This window comes from Stenotrophomonas sp. I18B00994 (assembly GCF_014145825.1).
Classification (GTDB): domain Bacteria; phylum Pseudomonadota; class Gammaproteobacteria; order Xanthomonadales; family Xanthomonadaceae; genus Stenotrophomonas; species Stenotrophomonas maltophilia.
In genome coordinates this window covers 1-25,284 of the sequence record NZ_JACIUW010000013.1, presented here as the reverse complement: position 1 = coordinate 25,284, position 25,284 = coordinate 1, and the positions used below count along the sequence as shown (strand labels likewise).

21 protein-coding genes are annotated in these 25,284 nt (G+C 67.1%); 12 read left to right on the top strand and 9 right to left on the bottom strand.

All coding sequences use genetic code 11. The annotated features are described in order from the left end of the window. Positions 1 to 5: 5 nt before the first annotated feature. A complete protein-coding gene (locus tag H4O10_RS14900) occupies positions 6 to 500 on the bottom strand; it encodes a glycine zipper 2TM domain-containing protein (protein ID WP_005410289.1) in 495 nt (164 codons plus the stop codon). Positions 501 to 636: 136 nt separating this feature from the next. Then, on the bottom strand, positions 637 to 1,071 hold the full coding sequence (locus H4O10_RS14895; RefSeq protein WP_049452163.1) for a cytochrome c: 435 nt from the start codon (positions 1,069 to 1,071) through the stop codon (positions 637 to 639). Positions 1,072 to 1,151: 80 nt separating this feature from the next. Here H4O10_RS14895 and H4O10_RS14890 point away from each other — a divergent pair, with 80 nt between their 5' ends. Further along, positions 1,152 to 1,976, top strand: a complete 825-nt coding sequence (locus H4O10_RS14890; protein WP_049452164.1) for a tRNA threonylcarbamoyladenosine dehydratase — start codon at positions 1,152 to 1,154, stop codon at positions 1,974 to 1,976. A 34-nt stretch (positions 1,977 to 2,010) separates the two neighbouring features. Here the strand turns inward: H4O10_RS14890 and H4O10_RS14885 are convergent, their stop codons facing one another. Both H4O10_RS14885 and H4O10_RS14880 read right to left on the bottom strand, forming a co-directional pair. Next, positions 2,011 to 2,784: a TatD family hydrolase gene (locus H4O10_RS14885; protein WP_080353398.1), complete on the bottom strand. Its 774-nt coding sequence runs from the start codon at positions 2,782 to 2,784 to the stop codon at positions 2,011 to 2,013. Further along, the gene (locus H4O10_RS14880) at positions 2,781 to 2,999 is read right to left on the bottom strand and encodes a DUF6116 family protein (RefSeq protein WP_005410285.1); all 219 of its coding nucleotides are present in this window, start codon (positions 2,997 to 2,999) and stop codon (positions 2,781 to 2,783) included. Before H4O10_RS14880 ends, H4O10_RS14885 begins: the two co-directional genes overlap by 4 nt. 163 nt (positions 3,000 to 3,162) lie before the next feature. On the opposite strand from H4O10_RS14880, the gene H4O10_RS14875 reads away from it, so the two are divergent. The 11 genes from H4O10_RS14875 to H4O10_RS14825 all read left to right on the top strand — a co-directional run bounded on the left by H4O10_RS14875 (position 3,163) and on the right by H4O10_RS14825 (position 16,797). After that, entirely contained in the window at positions 3,163 to 4,005 is an 843-nt protein-coding gene (locus H4O10_RS14875) for a glycine zipper 2TM domain-containing protein (RefSeq protein ID WP_049452171.1), read from the top strand. A 123-nt stretch (positions 4,006 to 4,128) separates the two neighbouring features. Beyond that, positions 4,129 to 4,671 carry a GNAT family N-acetyltransferase gene (locus tag H4O10_RS14870; RefSeq protein ID WP_005410283.1) on the top strand — a complete coding sequence of 181 codons (543 nt, stop codon included), beginning with the start codon at positions 4,129 to 4,131 and terminating at the stop codon, positions 4,669 to 4,671. Positions 4,672 to 4,847: 176 nt separating this feature from the next. Beyond that, positions 4,848 to 5,504: a glutathione S-transferase family protein gene (locus tag H4O10_RS14865; RefSeq protein WP_005410282.1), complete on the top strand. Its 657-nt coding sequence runs from the start codon at positions 4,848 to 4,850 to the stop codon at positions 5,502 to 5,504. Between the two features lie 62 nt (positions 5,505 to 5,566). Next, positions 5,567 to 7,846, top strand: coding sequence for a transketolase C-terminal domain-containing protein (locus tag H4O10_RS14860; RefSeq protein ID WP_049452165.1), 2,280 nt, complete (start codon positions 5,567 to 5,569; stop codon positions 7,844 to 7,846). 3 nt (positions 7,847 to 7,849) lie between these two features. Further along, entirely contained in the window at positions 7,850 to 9,793 is a 1,944-nt protein-coding gene (asnB, locus tag H4O10_RS14855) for an asparagine synthase (glutamine-hydrolyzing) (protein ID WP_049402262.1), read from the top strand. A 66-nt stretch (positions 9,794 to 9,859) separates the two neighbouring features. Then, the gene (locus H4O10_RS14850) at positions 9,860 to 10,420 is read left to right on the top strand and encodes an NAD(P)H-dependent oxidoreductase (RefSeq protein ID WP_005410279.1); all 561 of its coding nucleotides are present in this window, start codon (positions 9,860 to 9,862) and stop codon (positions 10,418 to 10,420) included. Between the two features lie 317 nt (positions 10,421 to 10,737). Further along, positions 10,738 to 12,168: a replicative DNA helicase gene (locus H4O10_RS14845; RefSeq protein WP_005410278.1), complete on the top strand. Its 1,431-nt coding sequence runs from the start codon at positions 10,738 to 10,740 to the stop codon at positions 12,166 to 12,168. A 173-nt stretch (positions 12,169 to 12,341) separates the two neighbouring features. Then, positions 12,342 to 14,585 (top strand): TonB-dependent receptor, encoded by a 2,244-nt coding sequence (locus H4O10_RS14840; protein WP_049452166.1) that lies wholly within the window; start codon positions 12,342 to 12,344, stop codon positions 14,583 to 14,585. After that, complete coding sequence (locus tag H4O10_RS14835; RefSeq protein WP_049452167.1) at positions 14,585 to 16,174, top strand: alkaline phosphatase D family protein; 1,590 nt, start codon at positions 14,585 to 14,587, stop codon at positions 16,172 to 16,174. The genes H4O10_RS14840 and H4O10_RS14835 overlap by 1 nt, the downstream gene beginning before the upstream one ends. Before the next feature lie 168 nt (positions 16,175 to 16,342). Next, positions 16,343 to 16,555 carry a hypothetical protein gene (locus H4O10_RS14830; RefSeq protein ID WP_005410275.1) on the top strand — a complete coding sequence of 71 codons (213 nt, stop codon included), beginning with the start codon at positions 16,343 to 16,345 and terminating at the stop codon, positions 16,553 to 16,555. Next, complete coding sequence (locus H4O10_RS14825; protein WP_049402259.1) at positions 16,552 to 16,797, top strand: hypothetical protein; 246 nt, start codon at positions 16,552 to 16,554, stop codon at positions 16,795 to 16,797. The genes H4O10_RS14830 and H4O10_RS14825 overlap by 4 nt, the downstream gene beginning before the upstream one ends. 161 nt (positions 16,798 to 16,958) lie before the next feature. Here the strand turns inward: H4O10_RS14825 and lpdA are convergent, their stop codons facing one another. The 5 genes from lpdA to H4O10_RS14800 all read right to left on the bottom strand — a co-directional run bounded on the left by lpdA (position 16,959) and on the right by H4O10_RS14800 (position 25,040). After that, positions 16,959 to 18,395, bottom strand: a complete 1,437-nt coding sequence (gene lpdA, locus H4O10_RS14820) for a dihydrolipoyl dehydrogenase (RefSeq protein ID WP_005410273.1) — start codon at positions 18,393 to 18,395, stop codon at positions 16,959 to 16,961. 63 nt (positions 18,396 to 18,458) lie between these two features. Beyond that, entirely contained in the window at positions 18,459 to 19,661 is a 1,203-nt protein-coding gene (gene sucB, locus H4O10_RS14815) for a dihydrolipoyllysine-residue succinyltransferase (RefSeq protein WP_005410272.1), read from the bottom strand. 40 nt (positions 19,662 to 19,701) lie between these two features. Continuing rightward, positions 19,702 to 22,533 (bottom strand): 2-oxoglutarate dehydrogenase E1 component, encoded by a 2,832-nt coding sequence (locus H4O10_RS14810; protein ID WP_005410271.1) that lies wholly within the window; start codon positions 22,531 to 22,533, stop codon positions 19,702 to 19,704. Between the two features lie 186 nt (positions 22,534 to 22,719). Then, positions 22,720 to 23,616, bottom strand: coding sequence for a GNAT family N-acetyltransferase (locus H4O10_RS14805; protein ID WP_049452168.1), 897 nt, complete (start codon positions 23,614 to 23,616; stop codon positions 22,720 to 22,722). 8 nt (positions 23,617 to 23,624) lie between these two features. Further along, entirely contained in the window at positions 23,625 to 25,040 is a 1,416-nt protein-coding gene (locus H4O10_RS14800) for a cupin domain-containing protein (RefSeq protein ID WP_049452169.1), read from the bottom strand. Positions 25,041 to 25,284 lie beyond the last annotated feature (244 nt).

Genomic DNA, 25,284 nt, shown 5'->3' with positions numbered 1-25,284 from the left:
GCAGGTCAGCGCAGGATGACCTTGCCGTTGACCACGCGCACGTAGGTGTTTTCGCGGATGCCGCCGAGGTCGCGCTGGTTGACCACGATGGTGCGGCCATCGTCCATGCGCACGCTGATGTCGTAGGTATCGCTGGTGACGTTCTTCTGGATCTGGTTGCCGGCCAGCGCGCCACCGACCGCGCCTGCGGCCGCAGCGATGTTCTTGTTGCCACGGCTGCCACCGGTGTGATCGGAGATCTCATGGCCGGCCACGGCACCGACGATGCCGCCGAGGATGGCGCCGGTCGCACTGGGCGCGGTGCGGCCCGACGGCACGGTGTTGATGCGGGTGACGATGCCACAGTCAGCGCAACGGCCCTGGTTGTAACCGCCGTTGTTGCCGTAGCCACCATTGTTGTAGCCGTTGTTGTAACCACCGCCACCGTAGCCGGGCGAGGTGGCACAGCCAGCCAGGGCGAGGGTAGCGATGGCGCTGGCGGCAATGAGCTGGATCTTCATGGAGCGTCTCCTGGCCGTGAAGGCGGGTGTGTTGGGTGGTACTGCGTCATGCAGCAGGGTGGACGAATCCTCTCCTTTCGAACGTGAACAAGGTGCCAACCAGGCGTGCCTTGCCCGGCTACAGGATGAATGCGCGTCAGCGGAAGTCCTGGTGGCAGGCGCGGCAATCGGCCTGCACGGTTTCCACGACCTTGGCCAGAGCGGTGCAGTCACTGGGCGGAGCCGCCAATGCAGCGTTGAGGTTGCCGCGCAGTTGGCTGGCGTGCTGCTGGAACCGGCCGTTGTCCTTCAGCCCGGGAAAGGCCAGGTCGAAATCGTTGGACAGAAGGCGCAGGGCCTGCAGCCGCGGCACGCTGTCGGCCAGGCTGCAGCGGTTCTGCTGCTGGGCCTGCTGCAGCAGCTGCGATTGCCGCTGCATCACCTGCATCAGGCTGTCCGGGAACGGGTCGCGGCGGGCCTGCAGGGCGCGGCCGACCATGACCGTGGCGACCAGGCCGATCAGCAGGCCCAGGCACAGCACGAACAGGTACCGCTGGGCAGTGGACGGGCGGCGGGGCGGGCTGGCGTTCATGGCGGGCTCTCCTGGCGTGCAACGGTGGGTTCGATGCCGGCGCGCTGTAGGCGCTGGCGCCTGCACGTTAAAATAGCCGCATGAACGAACAGGTCAAACAACGCTTCGCCGGCATCGAACGGCTGTATGGCGTAGGTGCGCTCGAGCGCCTGCAGGGCAGCCGCGTGGCGGTGGTGGGCATGGGCGGGGTCGGCTCGTGGGTGGTGGAAGCGCTGGCGCGTTCGGCGGTCGGCCACCTGACCCTGATCGACGCCGATGACATCTGCGTGTCCAACACCAACCGGCAGCTGCCGGCGATGGAGGGCAACTACGGACGCAACAAGGCAGAGGCAATGGCAGAGCGCTGCCGCGCCATCAACCCGGACATCGAGGTCGATGCCGTGCAGGCATTCCTGACCGTGTCGAACATGGCCGAGTTGCTGGACCGTGGCTTCGACCTGGTGATCGATGCCTGCGACAGCTTCCGGGTGAAGGTCGAGACGATCGCCTGGTGCCGTCGCCGCAAGCTGCCGCTGCTGACCGTGGGGGCTGCCGGTGGTCGCACCGATCCGACCCTGGTGCGCATCCGCGATGTCTCGCGCACCGAGCACGACGCCATGCTGGCGCTGATCCGCAAGAAGCTGCGCAGCGAGTTCAATTTCCCGAAGAATGCCAAGCGCTATTTTGGCGTACCGGCGGTGTACTCGCTGGAAAACGTGAAGTATCCGCAGGCCGATGGCAGCGTCTGCGGCATCCGCCCGAACCTCGGTGCGGATGCTGCATTGAAACTGGACTGTGGCGCAGGCCTCGGTGCGGCAACCCACATCACCGGTGCCTTCGCCTTCGCGGCGGTCGGCAAGGCGCTTGAAATGCTGCTGGAGCCGAAGAAGGTGAAGGCCGAAGTGGTCGATTCCAGCGAGGTGTGATGGATCGTGCCGGCCAGCGGCCGGCACCTACCCGTTACATTGCCGGCAGCGCGAACAGGCGCCGCGCATTCTCCGTCGTGGCCTGGGCCACCGCGTCCAGCTCCATCCCGCGCAGTGCAGCCACATGGCGGGCGATGACTGCCAGTCGCGCTGGTTCGTTGCGCTGGCCGCGGATGCCGGCGTCAGGCTGGTCGGGCGCGTCGGTCTCCAGCAGCAGCTGTTCCAGCGGCATCCCGCGCACCAGGCGCTGCAGCCGTTGCGCGCGATCGTAGGTCAGCGGACCACCGAGACCGAGCAGGAAGCCTTGCCGGTGCAGTTGCGCGGCCTGTTCCGGGCTGCCGGAAAAGCTGTGCACCACGCCGCGCAGGCCGCCGACGCGACGGATCGCGGCAATGACCGCATCCACCGCGCGTCGCGCATGCACGATCACCGGCAGCTCGAACTCGCGGGCCAGTTGCAGCTGGCCGATGAAGTACGCCTGTTGCGCCTCTGCATCCAGTCCCTCGACGAAGAAGTCCAGCCCGCATTCGCCGATCGCGCACGGGCGTTCGCGAACGATCCATTCGCGCAGCAGCGGCAGATGGTCGGGCCGGTGCTCGGCCAGGAACATCGGATGCAGGCCGTAGGCCGGGTACAGCCCCGGTGCCTGCCGGCAGACCTCGCGCAGCTTCGGCCAGCTGGCGGCCGTGACGGCCGGTACCACCTGCTCGCGCACGCCCGCGGCGCCTGCGCGCTCGATCACCGCCGTGCGGTCAGCATCGAATTCACTGGCATCCAGATGGCAGTGGCTGTCGACCAGCGGGATCAACGCTGTTCCAGCGGCGGCGGGGCCGGGACTGTATTGCGGCTCTTCCAGTTGGCCAGCAGCAGGGTGCCGAAGCCCAGTACCAGCTCGTCGACGAACGGAATCGGGTCGGGAATGAACAGGGTCAGCACGAACAGGCCGGCGGTCAGCTTGAACAGGGTGGGGTAGCGCAGCCGGCGGGCCCATTGCAGTACCGGCAGCAGCATCGGGTTGGCCATGGCGTGGATCCTCGTGGGGAATATGCAAACGCTACCACGGGCCCAGCATTTCCCGATGCTGAATGGGTTACAGGAATGAGCAGGAAATGTGGAGATTCCGTTCAGGCAGTGCATGCTGCAATCTGGGCCGAGAACGTTGCGGATGGTCCGCAAGGAGCAGGTCATGAAAAGCACAACTACAACTGTCCTGGTCGCAGCGGGCGCGCTGCTGGTCGGTGGCATCGCCACCGCCGCCTTCATGAAGAGCGGCGACAAGTCGCCTGATTCCATCAGCGCCGGAACCCCCAACGGTGAATCGCGGCTGGTTGACGGCAATGCCGTTGACGATGGCGCGCGTGGTGACAAGCTCGACCCGTCTGCACCGCGCGGGCTGGAATACGCCGACGTGCTGAAGGTCGACCCGATCACCGAGAAGCAGAAGGCCTACGCCACCGTGATCGGCACCGATCCCGTGCGCGAGACCTCCACCACCCAGACCCCGCACGAGGTCTGCCAGGACGTGACCGTGCAGGAGCGCTTGCCGGAGCGTGACGGCAACGTCGGCGGCACCGTGGTCGGCGCGGTGGTCGGCGGCCTGCTCGGCAACCAGGTCGGCGGTGGCAACGGCAAGAAGGCCGCGACCGCAGCCGGTGCCGTGGCCGGTGGCTTCATCGGCAACCAGATCGACAAGCGCCACGTGGGTGGCCGCGTGGTCAACCGTACCGAGCGCCAGTGCCACACCGAGACCGCCACCTCCGAGTCGAGCCGTGTTACCGGCTACAACGTGACCTACCGCAACGAGGACGGCACCACCGGCACCATGCGCATGGCCAGCAAGCCGGGCAACCGCATCGCCATGGGCACCAATGACGTGGTGAAGGGCTACAACGTGACCTACCGCTACGACGGCGCCGAGAAGACCGTGCGCATGGACAACAAGCCGGCCAGCGATCGCCTGCCGGTGGTCGATGGCCAGCTGGTCACGCAGACCGCTGCTGCCAGCGCCACTGCGGCCACGCGCCAGTAATCCAGAATACGTGCTGTACCCGACGGGCCGGCGCATGCCGGCCCGTTTCGTTGTGAGCGCGGGCATTCATCCGTGTGGAGGCGGAATCCACCATCATGGTGGCCCCTTCGACATGGAGTCGGCATGAGCATCTTCGACCTGCGCCTGGAAACCGAGCGCCTGATCCTGCGTCCGCTGCTGCGCGAGGACTACGAACCCTATCTGGCGTTCTGCGCCGACGAGGAAACGATGCGCACCCTCGGTGGCGTGCAGCCGCCTTCGGTAGCCTGGCGCGGCTTCTGCAGCCTGGCTGGCGCCTGGCAGCTGTTCGGCTTCTCGATGTTCAGCGTGATCGAAAAATCCAGCGGGGACTGGATCGGGCGGATGGGCCCCTGGCAACCGCAGGACTGGCCGGGTACCGAGGTCGGCTGGGGCATCCGCCGCGCCAGCTGGGGCCGGGGCTATGCGCCGGAAGCGGCGGTCGCGGCGATCGACTGGGCCTTCGACACGCTGGGTTGGCACGAGGTGATCCATACCATCGCCGAGAACAACGACAACTCGCGGGCGGTCGCGCGCAAGCTGGGCAGCACGTTGCTGCGGATGGGCGAACTGCCGCCGCCGTACAACGACAAACCGATGCAGATCTGGGGCCAGTCGCGCGAACAGTGGCGGCAGCGTGCACGCTGAACGTGGCCCGGTAGTGCCGGCCGCTGGCCGGCAACCTCGCTGCAGCAGGATTCGTGCGATTGCCGGCCAGCGGCAGGCACTACCGGGGTGCCATGCTGCATCCGCGCTTGGCATTCCCTGGCGCACTTGCCAGACTGCACGCAGCCGGCCGCCGGCCGGATCCGATGGAGCAGGCAATGGTGGAAGAGCGCGTCCCGCTGACGGTGCATGGCATGTCGGTCTCGGGCAATTGCCACAAGGTCCGGCTGCTGCTTGAGCAGCTCGGCAGCCGTTACCGCTGGGTGGAAGTGGACAGTGCCCATGGCCAGACCCACACGCCCGAATTCCTGGCGCTCAACCCGAATGCCAAGGTGCCGCTGATCGTCCGCGACGACGGCCGCGTGCTGACCGAGTCCAACGCGATCCTGTTCTGGCTGGCCGAAGGCACGCCCTACCTGCCCAGCGATGGCTGGGAGCGTGCGCAGGCGTTGAGCTGGATGTTCTTCGAGCAGTACACGCACGAGCCGTGCGTGGCGGTAGCGCGCTTCATCCGGGGCTGGACGGCGCCCGACTCGCCACGCCGTGCCGAACTGCCACGCCTGCACGAGCGTGCCGCCACCGCGTTGGCGGTGATGGAGCAGCACCTGCGCGAAGCGCAGTGGTTCACCGGCAGCGGATACGGCATTGCCGATATCGCCCTGTTTGCCTATACCGATGTGGCGGGCGAGGGCGGCATCAGCCTGGAGCCGTTCCCGGAAGTTCGCGCCTGGCTGCAGCGGGTGCGTGCGCAGCCGCGCTTCCTGCCGATGCCGGCGGTGACCGCCGAGGTGCGCTCGCGTTTCGAGGCGGCTTGATGCCCACAGGGTAGCGCCCGGTATTGCCGGGCGGAACGCAACAACGACACGGAGGGTGTTCGATGTTCGCTGTGGTTCCGGATCCGATTCCCGCACGCATGCGGGGGCTCAACCGCGCCGAGGTGTGCGACGTCAATTTCCTTGAGGCGGTGCGCGGGTGGCGCGGGACGCCGCGCCCGCGACCCGCGGCAGATGCTCCGATCCTGCCCGGCAGTACGCTCACCGCTGCCGCCTTCGATGAACTGTTCGACTCGCAGCTGGCCAGTCGCCAGCTGGACCTGATGGCGCGCGTGCTGCGCGTGCAGAACAAGGTCTTCTACACCATTGGTTCGTCCGGCCATGAAGGCAACGCGCTGCTGGCGCGGGCCTGCCGGCACACCGATCCCGCCTTCCTGCACTATCGTTCCGGCGCCTTCATGGCCGAGCGTTCGCGGCAGGTGCCGGGCATCGACCCGCTGCGCGATGCGGCACTGTCCTTCGCCGCCAGCGCGGATGATCCGGCCAGCGGTGGCCGCCACAAGGTGTGGGGCAGCAAGCCATTGTGGGTGCTGCCGCAGACCTCGACGATTGCGTCGCACCTGCCCAAGGCGCTGGGTACCGCGCTGGCCATCGAGAGTGGCAAGCGGCTGGGGCAGGCGCTGCCCATTCCCACCGACAGCATCGTGCTGTGCTCGTTCGGCGATGCGTCGGCCAACCACGCCACCGCGCAGACCGCCTTCAATACCGCGATGTGGTCGGCCTACCAGAAACTACCGGCGCCGATCCTGTTCGTCTGCGAGGACAACGGCCTGGGCATCTCGGTGAAGACCCCCGATGGCTGGATCGCCGAGCGCTTCAGCCACCAGCCGGGGCTGGACTATTTCTTTGCCGATGGTCTCGACCTGGCTACCGGGCACGCCCAGGTGCAGGCGGCGGTGGAACACTGCCGGCGTACGCGGCGGCCGACCTTCCTGCATCTGCGCACCACGCGCCTGATGGGCCATGCCGGCACCGACTTTGAAGTGGAATGGCGCGCGCTGCCGGAACTGTGCGCGGCCGAGGCGCAGGATCCGCTGCTGCGCTCGGCGCAGATCGCGCTGGAATCAGGCTGGATGGATGCGGACGCCATCGAAGTGGCCTACGAAACGATGCGCGCGCGCTGCATGGCCGCTGCCGCCGATGCCGAAGGCAGTGCGAAGCTGCAGTCGCTGCGGGAGGTGATGGCGCCGCTGGCACCGTACACCCCTGCAGCGGTGCAGGCCGAAGCGCAGCGCGAGGCCGCTGCCGAAGCACGCGAGGCACTCTATGGCGGTGCCGAGGCATTGCCGGAACGACAGGCGCCGCGGCATCTCGCAATCCAGATCAATCATGGTCTGCAGGAGCTGCTGGCCAAGTATCCACAGAGCCTGCTGTTCGGCGAGGACGTGGCGCAGAAGGGTGGTGTCTACACCGTCACCAAGGATCTGCTGCGCCGCTTCGGGCCGCGCCGGGTGTTCAACACCCTGCTGGACGAAACCATGATCCTGGGCATGGCGCAGGGCCTGGCCAACATGGGCATGCTGCCGATCCCGGAGATCCAGTACCTGGCCTACCTGCACAACGCCATCGACCAGCTGCGTGGCGAAGCCTGTTCGCTGCAGTTCTTCTCCAACGACCAGTACCGCAATCCGATGCTGGTGCGGGTGGCCGGGCTGGGCTACCAGAAGGGTTTCGGCGGCCATTTCCACAACGACAACTCGATCACCGCCCTGCGCGACATCCCCGGGCTGGTGGTCGGCTGCCCATCGCGCGGCGACGATGCGGTGATGATGCTGCGCACGCTGGCGGCGCTGGCCCGGGTGGATGGGCGCGTGGCCGTGTTCCTGGAGCCGATCGCGCTGTACATGAGCAAGGACCTGCATGAGCCGGGCGATGGCCAGTGGCTGTTCGACTACCCGGCCCAGGGCCGGGCACTGGTGCCGGGCGAAGGCCGTGTTTACGGGCCGGAGGCTGGCGAGCTGGTGGTCTACACCTACGGCAATGGCGTGCCGATGGCGCTGCGCGCAGCGCGAGCCATCGAACAGCAGCTGGGCTGGCAGGTACGGGTGGTCGACCTGCGCTGGCTGGTGCCGCTGGACGCCGGCTTCATCGCCAGCCAGGCCGCCAGCGCACGGCGCGTGCTGGTGCTGGACGAGGGCCGCCACAGTGGAGGGGTGGGCGAGGGCGTGGTCACCGCACTGGTCGAGGCCGGTTTCGGCCACCTGCCGCTGCGCCGGGTCTGCGGCGCCGATACCTATACCCCGCTGGCAGGGGCAGCAATGTTCGGGCTTCCAAGCGACAATGCGGTGATTGGCGCCGCCCTTGAACTGGCGCAGGAACCTTGATGCATGTGTGGATTGGCGGGAATGTTGTTGCCGGCGCCGGTGGCGTCGGCCGAGGTGCTGCAGGCGCAGGTCCTGGCCATGGGCGAGGCGCTGCACCACCGCGGGCCGGATGATGGCGGCAGCTGGGTCGATGCCGGGGCAGGCATCGCGCTGGCGCACCGTCGGCTGAGCATTCTCGATCTGTCGCCGCTGGGCCACCAGCCGATGGCCTCGTCCGATGGCCGCTACGTGATGGCCTACAACGGCGAGGTCTACAACTTCGCCGCCCTGCGTGCCGAACTGGAGCCGCTGGGGCATGCTTTCCGTGGCCATTCCGACACCGAAGTGCTGCTCGCGGCGATCCTGCAGTGGGGCATGGAAGAAACCCTGCAGCGTTGCAACGGCATGTTCGCCATCGCGCTGTGGGACCGCCAGGCGCAGTGCCTGTGGCTGGCACGCGACCGCGTTGGCAAGAAGCCGCTGTACTACGGCTGGGCCGGTGACACCCTGGTGTTCGGTTCCGAACTGAAAGCGCTGTGGCAGCACCCGGCGTTCGACAACGACATCGACCGCGACGCGCTGACCCTGTTGCTGCGGTTGGATTACATTCCGGCCCCGCACAGCATCCACCAGCGCTGCTACAAGCTGATGCCCGGCCGCGTGCTGCGCCTGGACGCCGAAGCCGTAGCGGCGGGTGCATCGGCGCATCGCCCGGAGCAGGCGCAGCGCCCGTACTGGGATGCGCGTGCACGCATGCAGGCGGCACTGGCTGCGCCGTTCCAGGGCCGCATCGAGGAAGCAGAGGAGCAGCTGGACGGGCTGCTGCGCGACGCGGTGGCGCTGCGCATGGTGGCCGACGTGCCGGTGGGCGTGTTCCTGTCCGGCGGTACCGATTCGTCGCTGGTGGCGGCGCTGATGCAGGCGCAGAGCGGGCAGCCGGTGCACAGCTTCAGCATCGGCTTCACCGATTCGGGCCACGACGAGGCACCGCTGGCCAGGGAACTGGCCACGCATCTGGGCTGCGACCACACCGAGCTCTACGTCAGCGGCGCGGATGCACTGGCAGTCGTGCCGCAGCTGCCGGCAATGTTCGACGAACCCTTTGCCGATGCCTCGCAGGTGCCGACCGCGCTGGTCGCCCGGCTGGCGCGGCAGGGCGTGACCGTGGCGTTGTCTGGCGACGGCGGTGATGAGCTGTTCTTCGGCTATACCCGCTACGTGCGCGCGCTGCGCAACTGGCAGATGCTGGGCCGCGTGCCGGGCCCGCTGCGACGCTGGATGGGCGCGCGCGCGCAGCAGCAGGGCGAGGCCTCGCGGACCGGCGGACTGGCCGCGCTGTTGGCCGAGTCCGGCGCGCGTGGCATTGGCGACGTGTACCGCAACCGCATCTCGCGCTGGCGCGACCCCGCCGCGGCAGTGCCCGGCGCACAGGCCGCCGGCAGCTTCTACGACCTGGCCGATCCGCTGCACGGTGCCGGCACGCCGGCCGACGCGATGATGCTGGCCGATTACGTGACCTACCTGCCGGATGACCTGCTCTGCAAGGTCGACCGGACCTCGATGGCGGTCAGCCTGGAGGCACGCGCGCCGCTGCTGGACTGGCGCGTGGCCGAGTTCGCCTGGTCGCTGCCGCTGGGCTTCAAGCGCAGCGAAACCACCAGCAAGGTGCTGCTCAAGCGCGTGCTTGGCCGCTACGTGCCGCAGTCGATGGTGCACCGGCCCAAGCGCGGGTTCGGCGCGCCGGTCAGCGACTGGCTGAAGGGCGACCTGCGGCCGTGGGCCGAAGATCTGTTGCAGCCGGCGCGCCTGGAGCGCGAAGGCGTGCTGTCGGCGGCGGCGGTGCAGCCGCTGTGGCAGCAGTTCCTGGGCGGCCAGCGCAAGTGGCATACCCACCTGTGGAACGTGCTGATGTTCCAGGCCTGGCAGGCGCATTGGCGCCAGGTGCGGACCCGCGTGACCGGGGGCTGATCTTCACCGGACGGCACGGGCCCGGCGTCTAGGCTGGGCCTCCCGCACCGTGAGGAGTATGTCCCTATGTCCGTCCCCACCATTGCTGTGTTCGTCGGCAGCCTGCGCAAGGATTCCTGCAACCGCAAGCTGGCCCATGCGCTGGAGAAGATCGCTGGCGACCGCGCGCGCTTCCAGTACGTGCAGATTGGTGATCTACCGCTGTACGACCAGGATTTCGATGGCCAGTACCCGCCTCAGGGCACCCGGCTGAAGGATCAGGTGCGGGCCGCCGACGCGGTGCTGTTCGTGACCCCCGAATACAACCGGTCGGTGCCGGGCGTGCTGAAGAACGCCATCGACATCGGCTCGCGCCCCTACGGTGACAGTGCGTTTGCCGGCAAGCCGGCGGCGGTGATCGGCGCCTCCATCGGCCAGATCGGCACCGCCGTGGCCCAGCAGCACCTGCGCAACAGCCTGGCCTTCCTGGACATGCACGTGCTCGGCCAGCCCGAGGCGTTCATCCATTTCAAGGACGGCCTGATCGACGCCGACGGCACGATCCACAACGAGGGCACGCAGAAATTCCTGCAGGGCTACGTGGACCGGTTCCTGGCACTGATCGCGGTGCACGTGAAGGGCGACTGAGACCGATGGGGTAGCAGCAGCCAGGCCGCGGGTCGGATCCCGGCGCGCAGCGGCGGGCCCTGGCCCCACGTTCCGCTGAGCACCGGAGCCCGTGCGCTGCACGGAATCCGACCCTGGCCGCCCGATCTGCGATAATGACCCACCCGGGCGCCGCAACGGCGCCCGTCGCAGGCACTGCGACGCCCCCGCGCCAGAGTGGCCAGGCACTGGCGGATATCCCCCGTTTCTCCACGGCTTATCCACAGGCTTGTCCATGGCTGCCGGGGTCGGCGCATGCCTACACTCGTCCGGCCCACTTTTGCAGGAAACACCGCAGCATGTCCGCTCGTTCCGGCTTCCGTTCCAACCGCAGAGAGCGCGGTGATGGCTTTGATCGTGATCGCGATGAATCGCGTATCGACCAGTTGCGCGTTCCGCCGCATTCGGTGGAAGCCGAGCAGGCGGTGCTGGGTGGCCTGATGCTGGCGCCGGAGGCCTACGACCGGGTCAACGACCAGCTGACCGAGGGCGATTTCTACCGCCGCGATCACCAGATGATCTACCGCGCGATCCGTGAGCTGTCCGAGCGCGAGCGGCCGTTCGACGCGGTGACCCTGGGCGAGTGGTTCGAATCACAGGGCAAGCTGGAGCTGGTGGGCGATGGTGCCTACCTGATCGAGCTGGCGAGCACCACGCCGTCGGCGGCCAACATCGTGGCTTATGCCGAGATCGTGCGTGACAAGGCCGTGCTGCGGCAGCTGATCCAGGTCGGCACCGACATCGTCAACGATGGCTTCCAGCCTGAGGGCCGTGACAGCAGTGAGTTGCTGGCCTCTGCGGAGAAGAGCGTGTTCGCCATCGCTGAACAGGGTGCACGCGGCCGTACCGACTTCGTGGCGATGCCTGGCGCGCTGAAGGATGCCTTCGAGGAACTGCGCAACCGATTCGAGAACGGCGGCAACATCACCGGCCTGCCGACCGGCTACAACGACTTCGATGCGATGACTGCCGGCCTGCAGCCGACCGACCTGATCATCCTCGCCGCGCGCCCGGCCATGGGCAAGACGACTTTTGCACTGAACATCGCCGAGTACGCGGCGATCAAGTCGAAGAAGGGCGTGGCGGTGTTCTCGATGGAAATGTCGGCCTCGCAGCTGGCGATGCGCCTGATCTCCTCCAACGGCCGCATCAACGCGCAGCGCCTGCGTACCGGCCAGCTGGAAGATGAAGACTGGAGCCGCGTCACCAGCGCGATCAAGATGCTGAAGGAAACCAAGATCTTCATCGACGATACGCCGGGCGTGTCGCCGGAAGTGCTGCGTTCCAAGTGCCGCCGTCTCAAGCGCGAGCACGACCTGGGCCTGGTGGTGATCGACTACCTGCAGCTGATGAGCGTGCCGGGCAACAGTGAAAACCGTGCCACCGAAATCTCGGAGATCTCGCGTTCGCTGAAGGGCCTGGCCAAGGAACTGCACGTGCCGGTGATCGCGCTGTCGCAGCTCAACCGCTCGCTGGAAACACGTACCGACAAGCGCCCGGTGATGGCCGACCTTCGCGAATCGGGCGCAATCGAGCAGGACGCGGACATGATCGTGTTCATCTACCGCGACGATTACTACAACAAGGAAAATTCGCCAGACAAGGGCCTGGCCGAGATCATCATCGGCAAGCACCGTGGTGGCCCGACCGGATCGTGCAAGCTGAAGTTCTTCGGTGAGTACACCCGCTTCGACAACCTGGCCCACGACTCGGTCGGCTCATTCGAATAACCGTAGTGCCGGCCGCTTGCCGGCAACCACCCCACGGCTTGCAAACCATTCAGAACGCCAATCTTCCGTACGTGGCGTGTAAATGACATGTAACGCGAGGCTTCTACGATTCCGCCGCTGCTGCTCTTCGACGCCGCCCTTCGGCGTCCAGCGTGCCCAAGGAATCCGCCTCCATGCCGTCCCACGCTCCGCTTCGCCGCAATCTGCTGGCCCTGCTGGTCTGTGCTTCGCTGCCGTCGCTGGCTGTCGCTGAAACCGCCCCCGCGACCGACGCGCAGTCGGCCACGACCCTCGATTCGATCTCGGTGATCGGCCGCGGCGAAGCCCGCCAGGTGCAGCGCGTGACCGCCGAGGACATGAAGGTCCTGCCGCCCGGTGCCAACCCGCTGAAGCTGCTGGCGGCCAAGCCGGGCGTGCATTTCGAATCGGCCGATGCCACCGGCGCCTACGAATGGTCCACCAGCATCAGCCTGCGTGGCTTCAACCAGAATCGCCTGGGCTACACCCTCGATGGCATCCCGCTGGGCAACATGGCCTACGGCAACAGCAACGGCCTGCACATCAGCCGCGCGGTGATCAGCGAGAACCTGGGCGGTGCGGAGGTCTCCACCGGCATTGGTGCGCTGGGTACGCCGTCCACCAGCAACCTCGGCGGCGTGTTCCAGTTCTACTCGATCGATCCGTCCACCGAATATGGGGTCGTGCTGGCACAGAGCTTCGGCAGCGACAATGCGCGCCGCAGCTATGCGCGCCTCGATACCGGCGACCACCAGGGCTTTGCCGCTTACCTGTCCGGCGTGTATTCCGAAGGCGACAAGTGGAAGGGCAAGGGCTCGCAGGAACTGAAGCAGTTCAACGGCAAGGCCACCTACAACTTCGGCACGGACAGCAGGATCACCGCGCTGTTCAACGCTTCGCGCCGCGTCGAGGCCGACTACCAGGACCTGTCGCTGGAGATGATCGATCGCCTCGGCTGGGACTGGGACAACTACGCGCCGGACTGGGATCGCGCGGTGGCTGCTGCACGCGGAAAGTACAGTGGTGGCGTCAACAGCCCGTGGGACGCCTATTACTCCGGTCACGGCCTGCGCAATGACGATGTGTCCAGCATTGCCGGTGATTTCGGCCTGAACGAATCGATGCGCCTGAAGGTCAACGTCTACAACCACAGCAACCGTGGCCAGGGCCACTGGTTCAGCCCGTCCAATCCGTCCAACCCGGGCACCAGCCGTGAGATCCCGATCTCGATCCGCACCACCGAGTATGCGATCGACCGCACCGGCGTGACCTCGGCGTTCACCTGGAACGTGGCGGGCCACGAACTGGAGGCGGGCCTGTGGTACGAAGACAACGGCCACAGCGTGCAGCGCAACTTCTACTACATCGACGGCCCGATCACCGACGACTTCTTCCTGCGCAATCCGGACCAGCGCGTGTGGCACCAGCGCTACACCACCATCACCCGCCAGTTCTACGTGCAGGACCGCTTCCGCCTGTTCGGTGACCGCCTGACCATCGATATCGGCGCGAAGTCGCCGCACACCCGCACCCGCGTGCGCACGCCGCTGGGCAGCTATGCCAACAACAGCAGCCTGACCTCGAAGAAGGGCCTGCTCCCGCAGGCGGGCTTCAACTTCAAGCTCAACGAGGGCAACGAGATCTTCGGCTCGTTCGCCAAGAACGTGGCCGCCTACGCGCTGGGCGTGGGCAGCCCGTTCAACGTGCCGCAGGCCGCCTTCGATGCCAGCGCGAAGAACCTGAAGCCGGAACAGTCGCGCACCATCGAGCTGGGCTGGCGCGGCTACGGCCAGGGCTATGAAGCCTCGGTAGCGGTGTACGACGTCAAGTTCGACAACCGTCTGCTGGCCATCGCGCAGTGCGTGGGCATCCTCGGTTGCCCGGCGTTGTTCTCCAACGTCGGTTCGGTAACCAGCCGCGGCGCCGAGGCGACCCTGCAGCTGAAGCCGATGCAGGACCTGACCTGGTCCAACGCGCTGTCGTGGAATGACAGCACCTACGACAACGACTACGTCAACAACGGCGTGGTGCCGACCCGCGGCAAGAAGACCGTTGACACCCCCGAATGGATGTTCGCCAGCACCCTGGCCTGGACCCCGGGCCCGTGGGACCTGCGCCTGGCCGCCAACCATGTCGGCAAGCGTTACGTGACCTATACCAACGACGTGTCGGTGCCCAGCTACTGGCTGGTCAACGCTTCGGTGGCCTACGACTTCGGCAAGCTCGGCCCGGCGCAGAACCTGACCGTGGCGCTGAACCTGACCAACCTGACCGACAAGCGCTACCTGTCCTCGATCAACACCAACGGCACCTACGCCGCCGACCCGACCCGCAGCCTGGCGACCATGCAGGTTGGCGCGCCGCGGCAGGTGATGGCCACCGCCACCGTGCACTTCTGATGCGCGGCCCCGTCGATCCGGAAAGCCGTCGTCGCCTGTTGCGCATGGCGTGGCAGGGCACGGGGGCGGCGATCGCACTGGCGGCGATGCCGGGGCTGGCCACGGCCGGCCCGCGCCCGCGGTTGGGGCGTGATCCGTTCACCCTGGGCGTCGCCGCCGGCGATCCGGATCCGCAGGGAGCCGTACTGTGGACGCGTCTGGCGCCGGACCCGCTCAACGGCGGCGGCATGCCATCGCGGGCGGTGCCGGTGCGCTGGTTCGTGGCCGAAGACCCGGGCATGTGCCGGCTGGTGCAGCGTGGCGTCGCCGCGGCAGTGCCCGAGCTGGCGCATTCGGTGCACGTGGAGGTCAATGGCCTGCGCCCAGGCCGCGACTACTACTACCGTTTTGCCTGCGACGGTGACGAGGAAAGCGCGGTCGGCCACTTCCGCACCGCGCCGCTGCCCGACGCGCAGCTGCAGCAGCTGCGGCTGGCCCTGTGCACCTGCCAGGCCTGGAACAGTGGCTACTACCCGGTGCTGCGCGATATCGCGAAGAGTGATGTCGACCTGGTGCTGCATGCCGGTGACTACCTGTACGAGTACAGCCCACTGCAGAACGCGCGCGGATGCACGCTGGATGCGGAACGCTTCAGTGGCGAGACCGTCAGCCTGGCGCGCTACCGCGACCAGTACGCGCTGTACAAGCTCGATCCCGATCTGCAGGCCGCGCACGCCGCCCACGCGTTCGCGGTGATCTGGGACGACCACGAAGTGCAGAACGATTACTCCGGCATCCATCCGGAGAAGCCCGGCGCCTCGACGGAGGACTTCATCGTTCGCCGGGCGGCGGCCTACCGCGCGTTCTACGAACACCTGCCGATGCGTAGTACGCCTGCGGGCAACGGTGGCCTGCGCGTGCATCGGCGCCTGCGTTACGGCGATCTGGCACAGCTTGTGCTGCTCGACTGCCGCCAGTTCCGTCCGGCCAATCCCTGCGGGGTGGGCGAGTCGCCGCGCTGCGACGCTGCGTTGGATCCACGCATTGGCATGCTGGGCGTGGGCCAGGAAGCCTGGTTCGCGCAGTCGATGGCGGCCGCACGCGGCACGCGCTGGAACGTGGTGGTGCAGCAGCTGCTGATGGCGCAGCTGCGGCTGGACGGCGGCACGGCGCGCGAGCGCTTCTGGAACGATGCCTGGGACGGCTATCCCGCCGCACGCAAGCGATTGCTGCAGGCGATGCAGGCAGGCGGGCAGGGCAATGCCATCGTGCTCGGTGGTGACTGGCATTCCACTTTCGTCAACGACCTGAAGCTGGATTTCGACGCGGCCAGCGCGCCGATCGTGGCCACCGAATTCATCGCCCCGGCGATCAGCAGTGGCGGAGACGACACACCGTACGGGCCGTACTATGGGCCGTCGATAGCGCAGAACCCGCACATCCGCTATTTCGACGGTGACCGCCGCGGCTGGTGGAAGCTGCAGCTGAACCGGCAGACCGTGGATGCGGAGCTGCGCTTCGCCGACAGCGTGCTGCGCGCGGATGCGCCGGTGCGCACTGCGGCGCGCTTCCAGGTCACCCACGGCCGCCCGGGCGCAGTGCTGGTGTGAATCCGTTCGGTCGTGCCGGCCGCTGGCCGGCAACCTGATCAATCTTCGGTTTCCCCACCACCGGATTCATCGCCCCGAGCCGGGTTTCGTCGCAAACCGTTTGCGGGCGGCCAGAGCGGGGCGCCAAGGTGTCCGCAGGCGGCAAGGTGCCGCCACAAGGAGACCGTGATGAAGACCCTGTTCGCGCTCGGCGTGTGGTGCCTGCTGTTCGTGCTGTGCTGGCCGCTGGCGATCCTCGCCCTGATCGCCTGGCCGTTCGTGTGGCTGCTGAGCCTGCCGTTCCGCCTGGTCGGCATCACCTTCTCGGCGCTGTTTGCGTTCCTGCGCGCGCTGTTCATGCTGCCCGCGCGCCTGCTCGGCGGCGGCCCGGTGGCGGCATGAGGGCTGTGTTGCTGGTCGCGCTGGCATTGCTCGCGGGGCCGGCACTGGCCACACCGGTGCCGCCGTCCGCATGGCTGGAACGCCAGCAGACCGCCGCTGCCGATGAGGCGGATGCTGCAGCGGCCAAGGCGGTCAAACCCAAGGAGCGCTGCCGGGTGGTGAAGGAGTGGAAGGCCGGTGAAACCGTGGCCCAGCACCGCATCTGTGACGATCCGCCGAAGAAGCCGGCTGGAAAGGTGTAGAACCGAGCCCACGCTCGGCTTCACCCTCCGCGGCTGCCGACCGGAGAGCCGAGCATGGGCTTGGCTCTGCAGGAAAACGGGCAACAAAAAACCCCGCCGAAGCGGGGTTTTTCGTCTGCAGGTGAGTGCCGACCAACGGTCGGCACCTGCCATGATGCCGATCAGTTCGCCTTGTGGATGGCGCGCTTGCTGACCGCCATCGCCGCGTCGTGGATCACTTCCGACAGCGACGGGTGGGCGTGGCAGATGCGGGCCAGGTCATCGGCCGAGCCACTGAACTCCATGGTCAGCACGCCTTCGTGCACCAGTTCGGAGACGTTGGCGCCGACCAGGTGCATGCCGAGGATGCGATCGGTTTCGGCATGGGCCAGGATCTTCACGAAGCCCGCCGGCTCGATCATCGCCACGGCACGGCCGTTGGCGGCGAACGGGAAGCTGCCGGCCTTGTACGGGATGCCTTCGGCCTTCAGCTGGGCTTCGGTCTTGCCGACCCACGCCAGTTCCGGCTCGGTGTAGATGACCCACGGGATGGTGTCGAAGTTGACGTGGCCCGGCAGGCCGGCGATCAGCTCAGCCACCGCGATGCCTTCCTCGAAGCCCTTGTGCGCCAGCATCGGGCCGCGCACGCAGTCGCCCACCGCCCACACGCCGTTGACGCCGGTGTGGCAGTGCGCGTCGACTTCGATCTGGCCGCGCTCGTTGATCTTGACGCCGGTGCCTTCGGCCAGCAGGCCCTTGGTGGCCGCGCGACGGCCAACGGCCACCAGCAGCTTGTCCACGGTCAGGGTCTTTTCGCCTTCAGCGTCGGTGTAGGTGACGATGACTTCCTTCTTCTTGCCCTTGCCGGTGATCTCGGTCTTGGAAACCTTGGCATTGAGCTTGATGTCCAGGCCCTGCTTCTTGAATTCCTTGGCAGCGGTCTTGGCCACTTCGGCGTCGGCAGCCGCCAGGAACTCCGGCATGGCTTCGAGGATGGTGACTTCCGCGCCCAGGCGCTTCCACACGCTGCCCAGTTCCAGGCCGATGACGCCGGCGCCGATCACCGCCAGGCGGTTCGGCACTTCGGTGAAGTCCAGGCCGCCGACGTTGTCGACGATGGTCTCGCCGTCGAACTTGGCGAACGGCAGTTCGATCGAATCCGAACCGGCCGCGATGATGACGTTGGTGCCCTTCAGCTCGACGATGGAACCGTCATGCTGGGTGACCTTGACCACGTTGCCCGGCTGCAGTTCGCCAAAACCATAATAGGCAGCGACCTTGTTGGCCTTGAACAGCATGCCGATGCCGCCGGTGAACTGCTTGACGATCTTGTCCTTGCGGCCAACCATCGCCTCGACGTCGATCTTGGCATCCTTGAAGCTGATGCCATGGTCGCCAAAGATGTGGCCCATGTTCCAGAACTGGCGCGAGGAATCCAGCAGCGCCTTGGACGGGATGCAGCCCACGCGCAGGCAGGTGCCGCCGAGGGCCGGCTTGCCGTCCTTGCCCAGCGCCGCGTCGATGCAGGCGGTCTTCAGGCCCAGCTGGGCCGCGCGGATGGCAGCGTGGTAACCGGCCGGGCCGGCACCGATGACGACGACGTCGAATTGTTCAGCCATTGAATTATTCCTTGATGCATTACCAGAACCCCTCCGCGCAGGCGCGGAGGGGCGGGAGGTGTCTTACAGGCCGAACAGCATGCGGCCCGGGTTTTCCAGCTGGTTCTTGATGTCCACCAGGAACTGCACCGAATCCTTGCCGTCGATGATGCGGTGGTCGTACGACAGCGCCAGGTACATCATCGGCGCGATCACGACCTGGCCGTTCTGGGCGATCGGACGCTCCTTGATGGCGTGCATCCCCAGGATGGCGCTCTGCGGCGGGTTGATGATCGGGGTCGACAGCAGCGAACCGAAGGTGCCGCCGTTGGTCACGGTGAAGGTGCCGCCCTGCAGTTCATCCAGGCCCAGCTTGCCGTCACGCGCCTTCTTGGCGTAGTCGGCGATGGTCTTCTCGATGTCGGCGAACGACATGCGCTCGACATTGCGCAGGACCGGGGTGACCAGGCCCTTTTCGGTCGAGACGGCGATCGAGATGTCCGAGTAGCCGTGGTAGATGATGTCGTCGCCGTCGATCGAGGCGTTGACCAGCGGGAAGCGCTGCAGCGCGTTGGCGGCGGCCTTCACGAAGAAGCTCATGAAGCCCAGCTTGATGCCGTGGGCCTTGACGAACTCGTCCTGCAGTTCCTTGCGCGCCGCCGACACCTTGGACAGGTCGACTTCGTTGAAGGTGGTCAGCATGGCGGTGGAGTTCTTCGACTCCATCAGGCGCTCGGCAATGCGCTTGCGGATGCGGGTCATCGGCACGCGCTCTTCCGGACGTGCACCACCGGCCTTGCCGGCGCCGCCGTTGCGGGCGAAGTTGACGATGTCTTCCTTGGTCACCGCGCCGCGACGGCCGGTGCCGTCGACGTCGGCCGGGTTCACGCCTTCGGTGATGGCGGTGAAGCGGGCGCCCGGCGGCAGCGCATCGGCGGCCGACTTGGCGGCCGGGGCCGGAGCGGCGGCAGCGGCCGGAGCAGCAGCGGCCGGCGCAGCGGCTGCAGCCGGAGCGGCTTCGGCAGCCGGAGCCGGGGCAGCAGCCACGGCGCCTTCTTCGATGATCGCCACGACCTGGCTGGAGGTCACGGTCGAGCCTTCGGCGAACTTGATTTCCTTCAGCACGCCGTCGACCGGCGACGGCACTTCCAGGACGACCTTGTCGGTTTCCAGGTCAAGCAGGTTTTCGTCGCGCTTGACGGCGTCGCCCACCTTCTTGTGCCAGGTGGCGATGGTGCCGTCGGCGACGGATTCGGGCAGTACCGGGGCTTTGACTTCGGTGGCCATTGCGGGAGCTTCCTGGTTTGTCTTCTAAATAGGGGGAGGATTATTCAGCGAACGTGTCGTTGAACGGGTTGACCAGCGCGTCGGCGATCAGCTGCTGCTGTTCGCGGACGTGGTCAGCCATGTGACCGGCAGCCGGCGACGCCGAACGTGCGCGACCGGCGTAGTGCAGGTTCTGGCCATCGGCCAGGCAGAACTGCAGGTGGTGGCGGATCTGGTACCACGCACCCTGGTTCTGCGGTTCTTCCTGCGTCCACACCACGTCGGTGGCCTTGCCGTACTTCTTCAGCTCGGCAGCCAGCAGCGCACGCGGGAACGGATACAGCTGCTCCACGCGGATGATCGCCACGTCGTCCTGGCCACGCTTGGTCTGGTCTTCCAGCAGATCGTAGTAGACCTTGCCCGAGCACAGCACCACGCGCTTGACCTTCTTGGCGTCCGCACTGGCGTCGCCGATCAGGTGCTGGAACTCGCCGTTGGCCAGCTCGTCCAGGGTCGACACGGCCAGCTTGTGGCGCAGCAGCGACTTCGGCGACATCACCACCAGCGGCTTGCGGGTGGTCAGGTGCAGCTGGCGGCGCAGCATGTGGAAGGCCTGTGCCGGGGTGGACGGAACCACCACCAGCATGTTCTCCAGTGCACACAGCTGCAGGAAGCGCTCCAGGCGCGCCGAGCTGTGCTCCGGGCCTTGCCCTTCATAGCCATGCGGCAGCAGCAGGGTCAGGCCGGAAATGCGGCCCCACTTGGCTTCACCGGCGGCGATGAACTGGTCGATCACCACCTGGGCGCCGTTGGCGAAGTCGCCGAACTGGCCCTCCCAGATGCACAGCGTGTTCGGATCGGTGGTGGAGAAGCCGTACTCGTAGGCCATCACCGCTTCTTCGCTCAGCAGCGAATCGATGACGGTGGCCTTCTCCGGCGAATCCACCAGCTGCCGCAGCGGCATGTAGTAGTTGTCGGTCTTCTGGTCGTGCAGGATCGCGTGGCGGTGGGTGAACGTACCGCGACCGACGTCCTGGCCGACCAGGCGCAGTGCGTGACCTTCGTCGAGCAGGGTGGCGTAGGCCAGGTTCTCGGCAAAGCCCCAGTCGCCCGGGATCTCGCCGGCGGCCATCTTGCGGCGGTCGTCATAGACCTTGGCCACGCGCGAGTGCAGCTGCACGTCTTCGGGAATGGTGTTGATCAGCTTGGCCAGTTCGACCAGCTTGTTCTTCTCGACCTTGGTCGAGACCGGGTCGGACAGCTTGCCTTCCAGCAGCTTCGGCCAATCGACGAACAGCGGGCTGGTCGGCGGGGTCTTCTCGACCTTGGCCAGCTCGGTGGTCACCTCACCGGCATCGAGCTTCTCGCGGTAGGCATCGACCATCGCCTTGCCGGCACCGGCAGCGATCACGCCTGCCTTTTCCAGCTGCTCGGCGTACATCTCGCGGGTGGTCGGGTGCTTGCGGATCACCTGGTACATCAGTGGCTGGGTGATCGCCGGCTCGTCGGCCTCGTTGTGGCCCCAACGGCGGTAGCACATCAGGTCGATGACCACGTCCTTGGCGAACTTCTGGCGGAACTCGAAGGCCAGCTGCGCGGCGAACACCACCGCTTCCGGATCATCGCCGTTCACGTGCAGCACCGGGGCGGCGATCATCTTCGCCACGTCGGTGGCGTAGCGCGTGGAGCGCGTGTCCAGCGGGTTGGAGGTGGTGAAGCCGACCTGGTTGTTGACCACGATGTGCACGGTGCCGCCGACGGCGAAGCCGCGGGCCTGCGACATCTGGAACAGCTCCATGACCACGCCCTGGCCCGAGAAGGCCGCATCGCCGTGGATCAGGATCGGCATGACCTGCTTGCGTGCGGTGTCCTTGCGGCGCTCCTGGCGCGAACGCACGGAACCGGCCACGACCGGGTCGGCGATTTCCAGGTGCGACGGGTTGAACGCCAGCGCCAGGTGCACCGGGCCGCCGTCGGTAGCCACGTCGGCCGAGAAGCCCATGTGGTACTTCACGTCGCCGGCAGAAGCGTGCTCGTCGTGCTCGAACTTGCCTTCGAACTCGTCGAACAGCTTGCGCGGGTTCTTGCCGAGGGTGTTGACCAGCACGTTCAGGCGGCCGCGGTGGGCCATGCCGATCACCACGTCCTTGACGCCATCCTTGCCGGCGCTGCGGATGATGGTGTCCATCATCGGGATCAGCGAGTCGCCGCCTTCCAGCGAGAAGCGCTTCTGGCCGACGTACTTGGTGTGCAGGTAGCGCTCCAGGCCTTCGGCCGCGGTCAGGCGCTCCAGGGTGCGGCGCTGGGTGTCAGCGTCCAGCTGGTAGTTGCCGCCGGCTGCTTCCAGCTTCTTGTAGATCCACTGGCGCTGCTCGACCTCGGAGATGTGCATGAACTCCGCACCGATCGAGCCGGTGTAGGTCGCCTTCAGGCGTGCCAGCAGGTCGCGCAGCTTCATGCGCGGCTGGCCACCGACGCCGCCGGTGCTGAACTCGCTGTTGAGGTCGGCATCGGACAGGCTGTGGAACGGCAGGCCCAGGTCCGGGGTGTTGACCGGCGCGGCCAGGCCCAGCGGATCGAGGCGGGCGTCCAGGTGGCCGCGCGAGCGGTAGGCGGTGATCAGACGACCGACATTGCGTTCACGCTCGTCGCCCGCACCGTTGCCGGTGCCGGCCTTCAGCGCTTCCTTGGCCGCGTCCGCAATGTGGGAGATGACGGCCGAGTGCGGAATGTCGCCTGCTTCGCGGCCCTTGAAGCCGTCGAAGTAGGTCTTCCATTTGGGATCGACACTGTCCGGGGAGACCAGGTACTGCTCGTACAGGTCCTCGACATAGGAGGCGTTGCCGCCGGCGAGCTGCGAAGATTGCGCAAACTGCTTCAGTTGATTGTCCACGATGGAGGGTGTTGATTCGCTTTGTGGGGTATGGCTTCAGAAGGACCCGGCAGGAAGATGAATAGCCCTGCGCGGGCGCGTTCAAACAGCCAAATTGTACCCCCATCCGGACAGGAAGGGGCACCAAAACGGGCATCCCGGGTCCCCCGGTGCCGCTTCCAGACAGGTTGAGTAGGCGGTACCCGCTCAGATGCCGAGCGCACGCAGTTCGCTGCAATCGCGCGAACGGTCCCAGACCCGCTGCAATTGCTGCTCGAACGGCTGCGAACGTGCAGGCAGCGCGACGCCTGCCTCGCCGTCGAGGCGATGACCGATCAGACGAAAGTAGAAGTCGCCGGCGTCGTTGAGCAGGCAGGCCGAGGCCAGTGCACGGTCGACCGGATCGGTGGCCTCGCGGAACTGGATCACACTGGGCAGGCGTTGAGCCAAGGCCAGCAGCGGCGCCCCGGCAGACGCGATGGCGGCGGCGTCGTGCACGATCACCCGCAGCTGCTTGTCGTGGCGGGCGGTGACGAAGCGGCGCAGGGCGGCCTGTACCGACGGCGCGTCGAGCAGTCCCGGGTCCAGCTGACGGCTGTGCAGCCACACTTGGCGGCGGGCGCGGTGGACGATGGCCGTGGTGATGGCCACCGCCTGCTCGCGACTGTCGATGGCACTGGCCGCGCCCAACCGGCGGCGCATCTGCTGGTGGCCGATGCCGGCCTCCTCGAATACCTCGCCTTCCGGCAGGAAGCCCTGGCGGGCATAGAAATCGCGGGCGGGCAGCTGGGCGTGCAGGTGCAGCTCGGCCAGGCCGAGCCTGCGCCCGGCCTCGACCAGTGCCTCCAGCAGGGCCTCACCGACCCCGTGGCTGCGATGGCTGGCCAACACCGCCATGCGGCCGATGCGGCCGTCCGGGGCCAGCCGACCGGTGCCGACCGGCTGGTTGTCACTGTCCAGCGCCAGCACATGGGCGCTGAGCGGGTCCAGCGCATCGCGTTCCAGTTCGGCGGTGATGCCCTGTTCCTGCACGAACACGCGTTGGCGCACGTCGTGGATGGCAACGTGGGCGTCGGCGTGGCTGACCTGCTGGACCCGGACCATGGCAGGGCTCAGGCGCGACCGTCGTCACTGTCGTCTTCGTCGTGATCCTCGAAGTTGACGATGACCTCGATGCCGTCGTCGTGCACGGTCACGGTGTGGACATCGTCGGACACCGCCTCGGCGTCGATCGCGTCGACACGGTCACGGCCTTCAACCACTTCGCCGAGCACCACGGCGTCTTCGCCGTCATCCTCATCTTCAGCGTCATACACCTCGTTCGGATCGATCAGCTGGAACACGCCACCGACCAACAGCTGCTGGACCACCGCGCGGCCCTTGTCGGACAGGCCGCGATAGGCGGCGGCATCGAGCTGCTCGGCGCCGGCCAGGCGCTGCGCGTCCTTCACCGGCAGCGCGAAGTCCTGGCCACTGACGTACAGGCTGGCGCCGCGCTTGGCCCGGCGCCAGGCCAGGCGTGCCCACGGATGACGCTGCAGCAGCAGGCCCGAGGCCAGGGCCTGGACCACTTCCTCCTGTGCCGGTGCGGCCTGGTGGGCCATCACTTCGCCGGCCGCGCGGTAGGTGGTGATGAAACGGCCGAACCAGTCACCCAGCTTGTCCGGATCGTTCATGCGGATGGCATTGAGCGCGGTGATCACCCGCGCCATCGCCACCGTGTCGATCTCGTTCGGGTCGGCCGGCACCTTCAGGTCGGCATCCTGGTAGCGGATGTTCTCGTCGGCGTCGGCGATCAGGGTGTCCAGGTAGTCGCTGATCAGCTCGGCCGAGGACGGCGCACGCATGCCGAAGGAGAAGGTCAGGCAGGGGTCTTCAGCGACGCCGTGGTGCGGCACGTTCGGCGGCAGGTACAGCATGTCGCCCGGCGCCAGCACCCAGTCGTGGGTGGGCTTGAACACCTTCAGCAGCTTCAGCTCCACGTCGGGGCGGAAGCCCAGCGGCGGCTGCCTGCCCTTGATCGATTCGCTGGCATCGATCTGCCAGCGGCGGTGGCCGTGGGCCTGCAGCAGGAATACGTCGTACTGGTCGACATGGGCGCCGACCGAGCCGCCGGTGGCGGCGAAGCTGATCATCACGTCATCCATGCGCCAGCGCGGCAGGAAGCTGAAGTGCTCGATCAGGGCGCGCACGTCCGGGTCCCACTTGTCCACGTCCTGCACCAGCAGGGTCCAGTCGTGGTCGGGCAGGGCGGGGAACACGTCTTCCTGGAACGGGCCGGTACGCACGCGCCAGCCGTCCTGGGTCTTGTCGTGCTCGATCAGGCGCGCCAGCACGCCTTCTTCGCAGGCCAGCCCGGCCAGGTCTTCCGGCTGCACCGGGGTCTGGAAGTCGGGGAAGGCGTTGCGGATCAGCAGCGGGCGCTTCTGCCAGAAGTCGCGCAGGAAGGTGGCCGGCGCCATGCCCAGCGGTTGGCCGGGGCGGGCGGTGACTTCGATCAGGGGGGCGGAGGACTTGCGGGCGGCCATGGGGGAATCCTTGCAGCGGAAAGCGGGAGGGGCGGCGCGGCGGGCCGCCAAGGTCTCCATTGTCCGCCGTTCGTCGGGATTGCGCACGTGCGCGGGTTTGTCGCGGGGTGTCCGGCCAACGGCGGAGCCCCTCGTGGCGGGGTGGTTGGTCGCGCAAAGCGCCGGCTTCCTGGGCTGGGCCGGGCGGGGTGGGTTCGCGGGACACGCCGTGAACCCATCCATGGGGGCTCGATAGATCGGAAGA

Excerpts from the sequence above, each read along its gene's own strand:
- H4O10_RS14900 (WP_005410289.1), bottom strand. The coding sequence starts at position 500 with ATGAAGATCCAGCTCATTGCCGCCAGCGCCATCGCTACCCTCGCCCTG.
- H4O10_RS14895 (WP_049452163.1), bottom strand. The coding sequence starts at position 1,071 with ATGAACGCCAGCCCGCCCCGCCGCCCGTCCACTGCCCAGCGGTACCTG.
- H4O10_RS14890 (WP_049452164.1), top strand. The coding sequence starts at position 1,152 with ATGAACGAACAGGTCAAACAACGCTTCGCCGGCATCGAACGGCTGTAT.
- H4O10_RS14880 (WP_005410285.1), bottom strand. The coding sequence starts at position 2,999 with ATGGCCAACCCGATGCTGCTGCCGGTACTGCAATGGGCCCGCCGGCTG.
- H4O10_RS14875 (WP_049452171.1), top strand. The coding sequence starts at position 3,163 with ATGAAAAGCACAACTACAACTGTCCTGGTCGCAGCGGGCGCGCTGCTG.
- H4O10_RS14870 (WP_005410283.1), top strand. The coding sequence starts at position 4,129 with ATGAGCATCTTCGACCTGCGCCTGGAAACCGAGCGCCTGATCCTGCGT.
- H4O10_RS14865 (WP_005410282.1), top strand. The coding sequence starts at position 4,848 with ATGGTGGAAGAGCGCGTCCCGCTGACGGTGCATGGCATGTCGGTCTCG.
- H4O10_RS14860 (WP_049452165.1), top strand. The coding sequence starts at position 5,567 with ATGTTCGCTGTGGTTCCGGATCCGATTCCCGCACGCATGCGGGGGCTC.
- asnB (WP_049402262.1), top strand. The coding sequence starts at position 7,850 with ATGTGTGGATTGGCGGGAATGTTGTTGCCGGCGCCGGTGGCGTCGGCC.
- H4O10_RS14850 (WP_005410279.1), top strand. The coding sequence starts at position 9,860 with ATGTCCGTCCCCACCATTGCTGTGTTCGTCGGCAGCCTGCGCAAGGAT.
- H4O10_RS14845 (WP_005410278.1), top strand. The coding sequence starts at position 10,738 with ATGTCCGCTCGTTCCGGCTTCCGTTCCAACCGCAGAGAGCGCGGTGAT.
- H4O10_RS14840 (WP_049452166.1), top strand. The coding sequence starts at position 12,342 with ATGCCGTCCCACGCTCCGCTTCGCCGCAATCTGCTGGCCCTGCTGGTC.
- H4O10_RS14835 (WP_049452167.1), top strand. The coding sequence starts at position 14,585 with ATGCGCGGCCCCGTCGATCCGGAAAGCCGTCGTCGCCTGTTGCGCATG.
- H4O10_RS14830 (WP_005410275.1), top strand. The coding sequence starts at position 16,343 with ATGAAGACCCTGTTCGCGCTCGGCGTGTGGTGCCTGCTGTTCGTGCTG.
- H4O10_RS14825 (WP_049402259.1), top strand. The coding sequence starts at position 16,552 with ATGAGGGCTGTGTTGCTGGTCGCGCTGGCATTGCTCGCGGGGCCGGCA.
- lpdA (WP_005410273.1), bottom strand. The coding sequence starts at position 18,395 with ATGGCTGAACAATTCGACGTCGTCGTCATCGGTGCCGGCCCGGCCGGT.
- sucB (WP_005410272.1), bottom strand. The coding sequence starts at position 19,661 with ATGGCCACCGAAGTCAAAGCCCCGGTACTGCCCGAATCCGTCGCCGAC.
- H4O10_RS14805 (WP_049452168.1), bottom strand. The coding sequence starts at position 23,616 with ATGGTCCGGGTCCAGCAGGTCAGCCACGCCGACGCCCACGTTGCCATC.
- H4O10_RS14800 (WP_049452169.1), bottom strand. The coding sequence starts at position 25,040 with ATGGCCGCCCGCAAGTCCTCCGCCCCCCTGATCGAAGTCACCGCCCGC.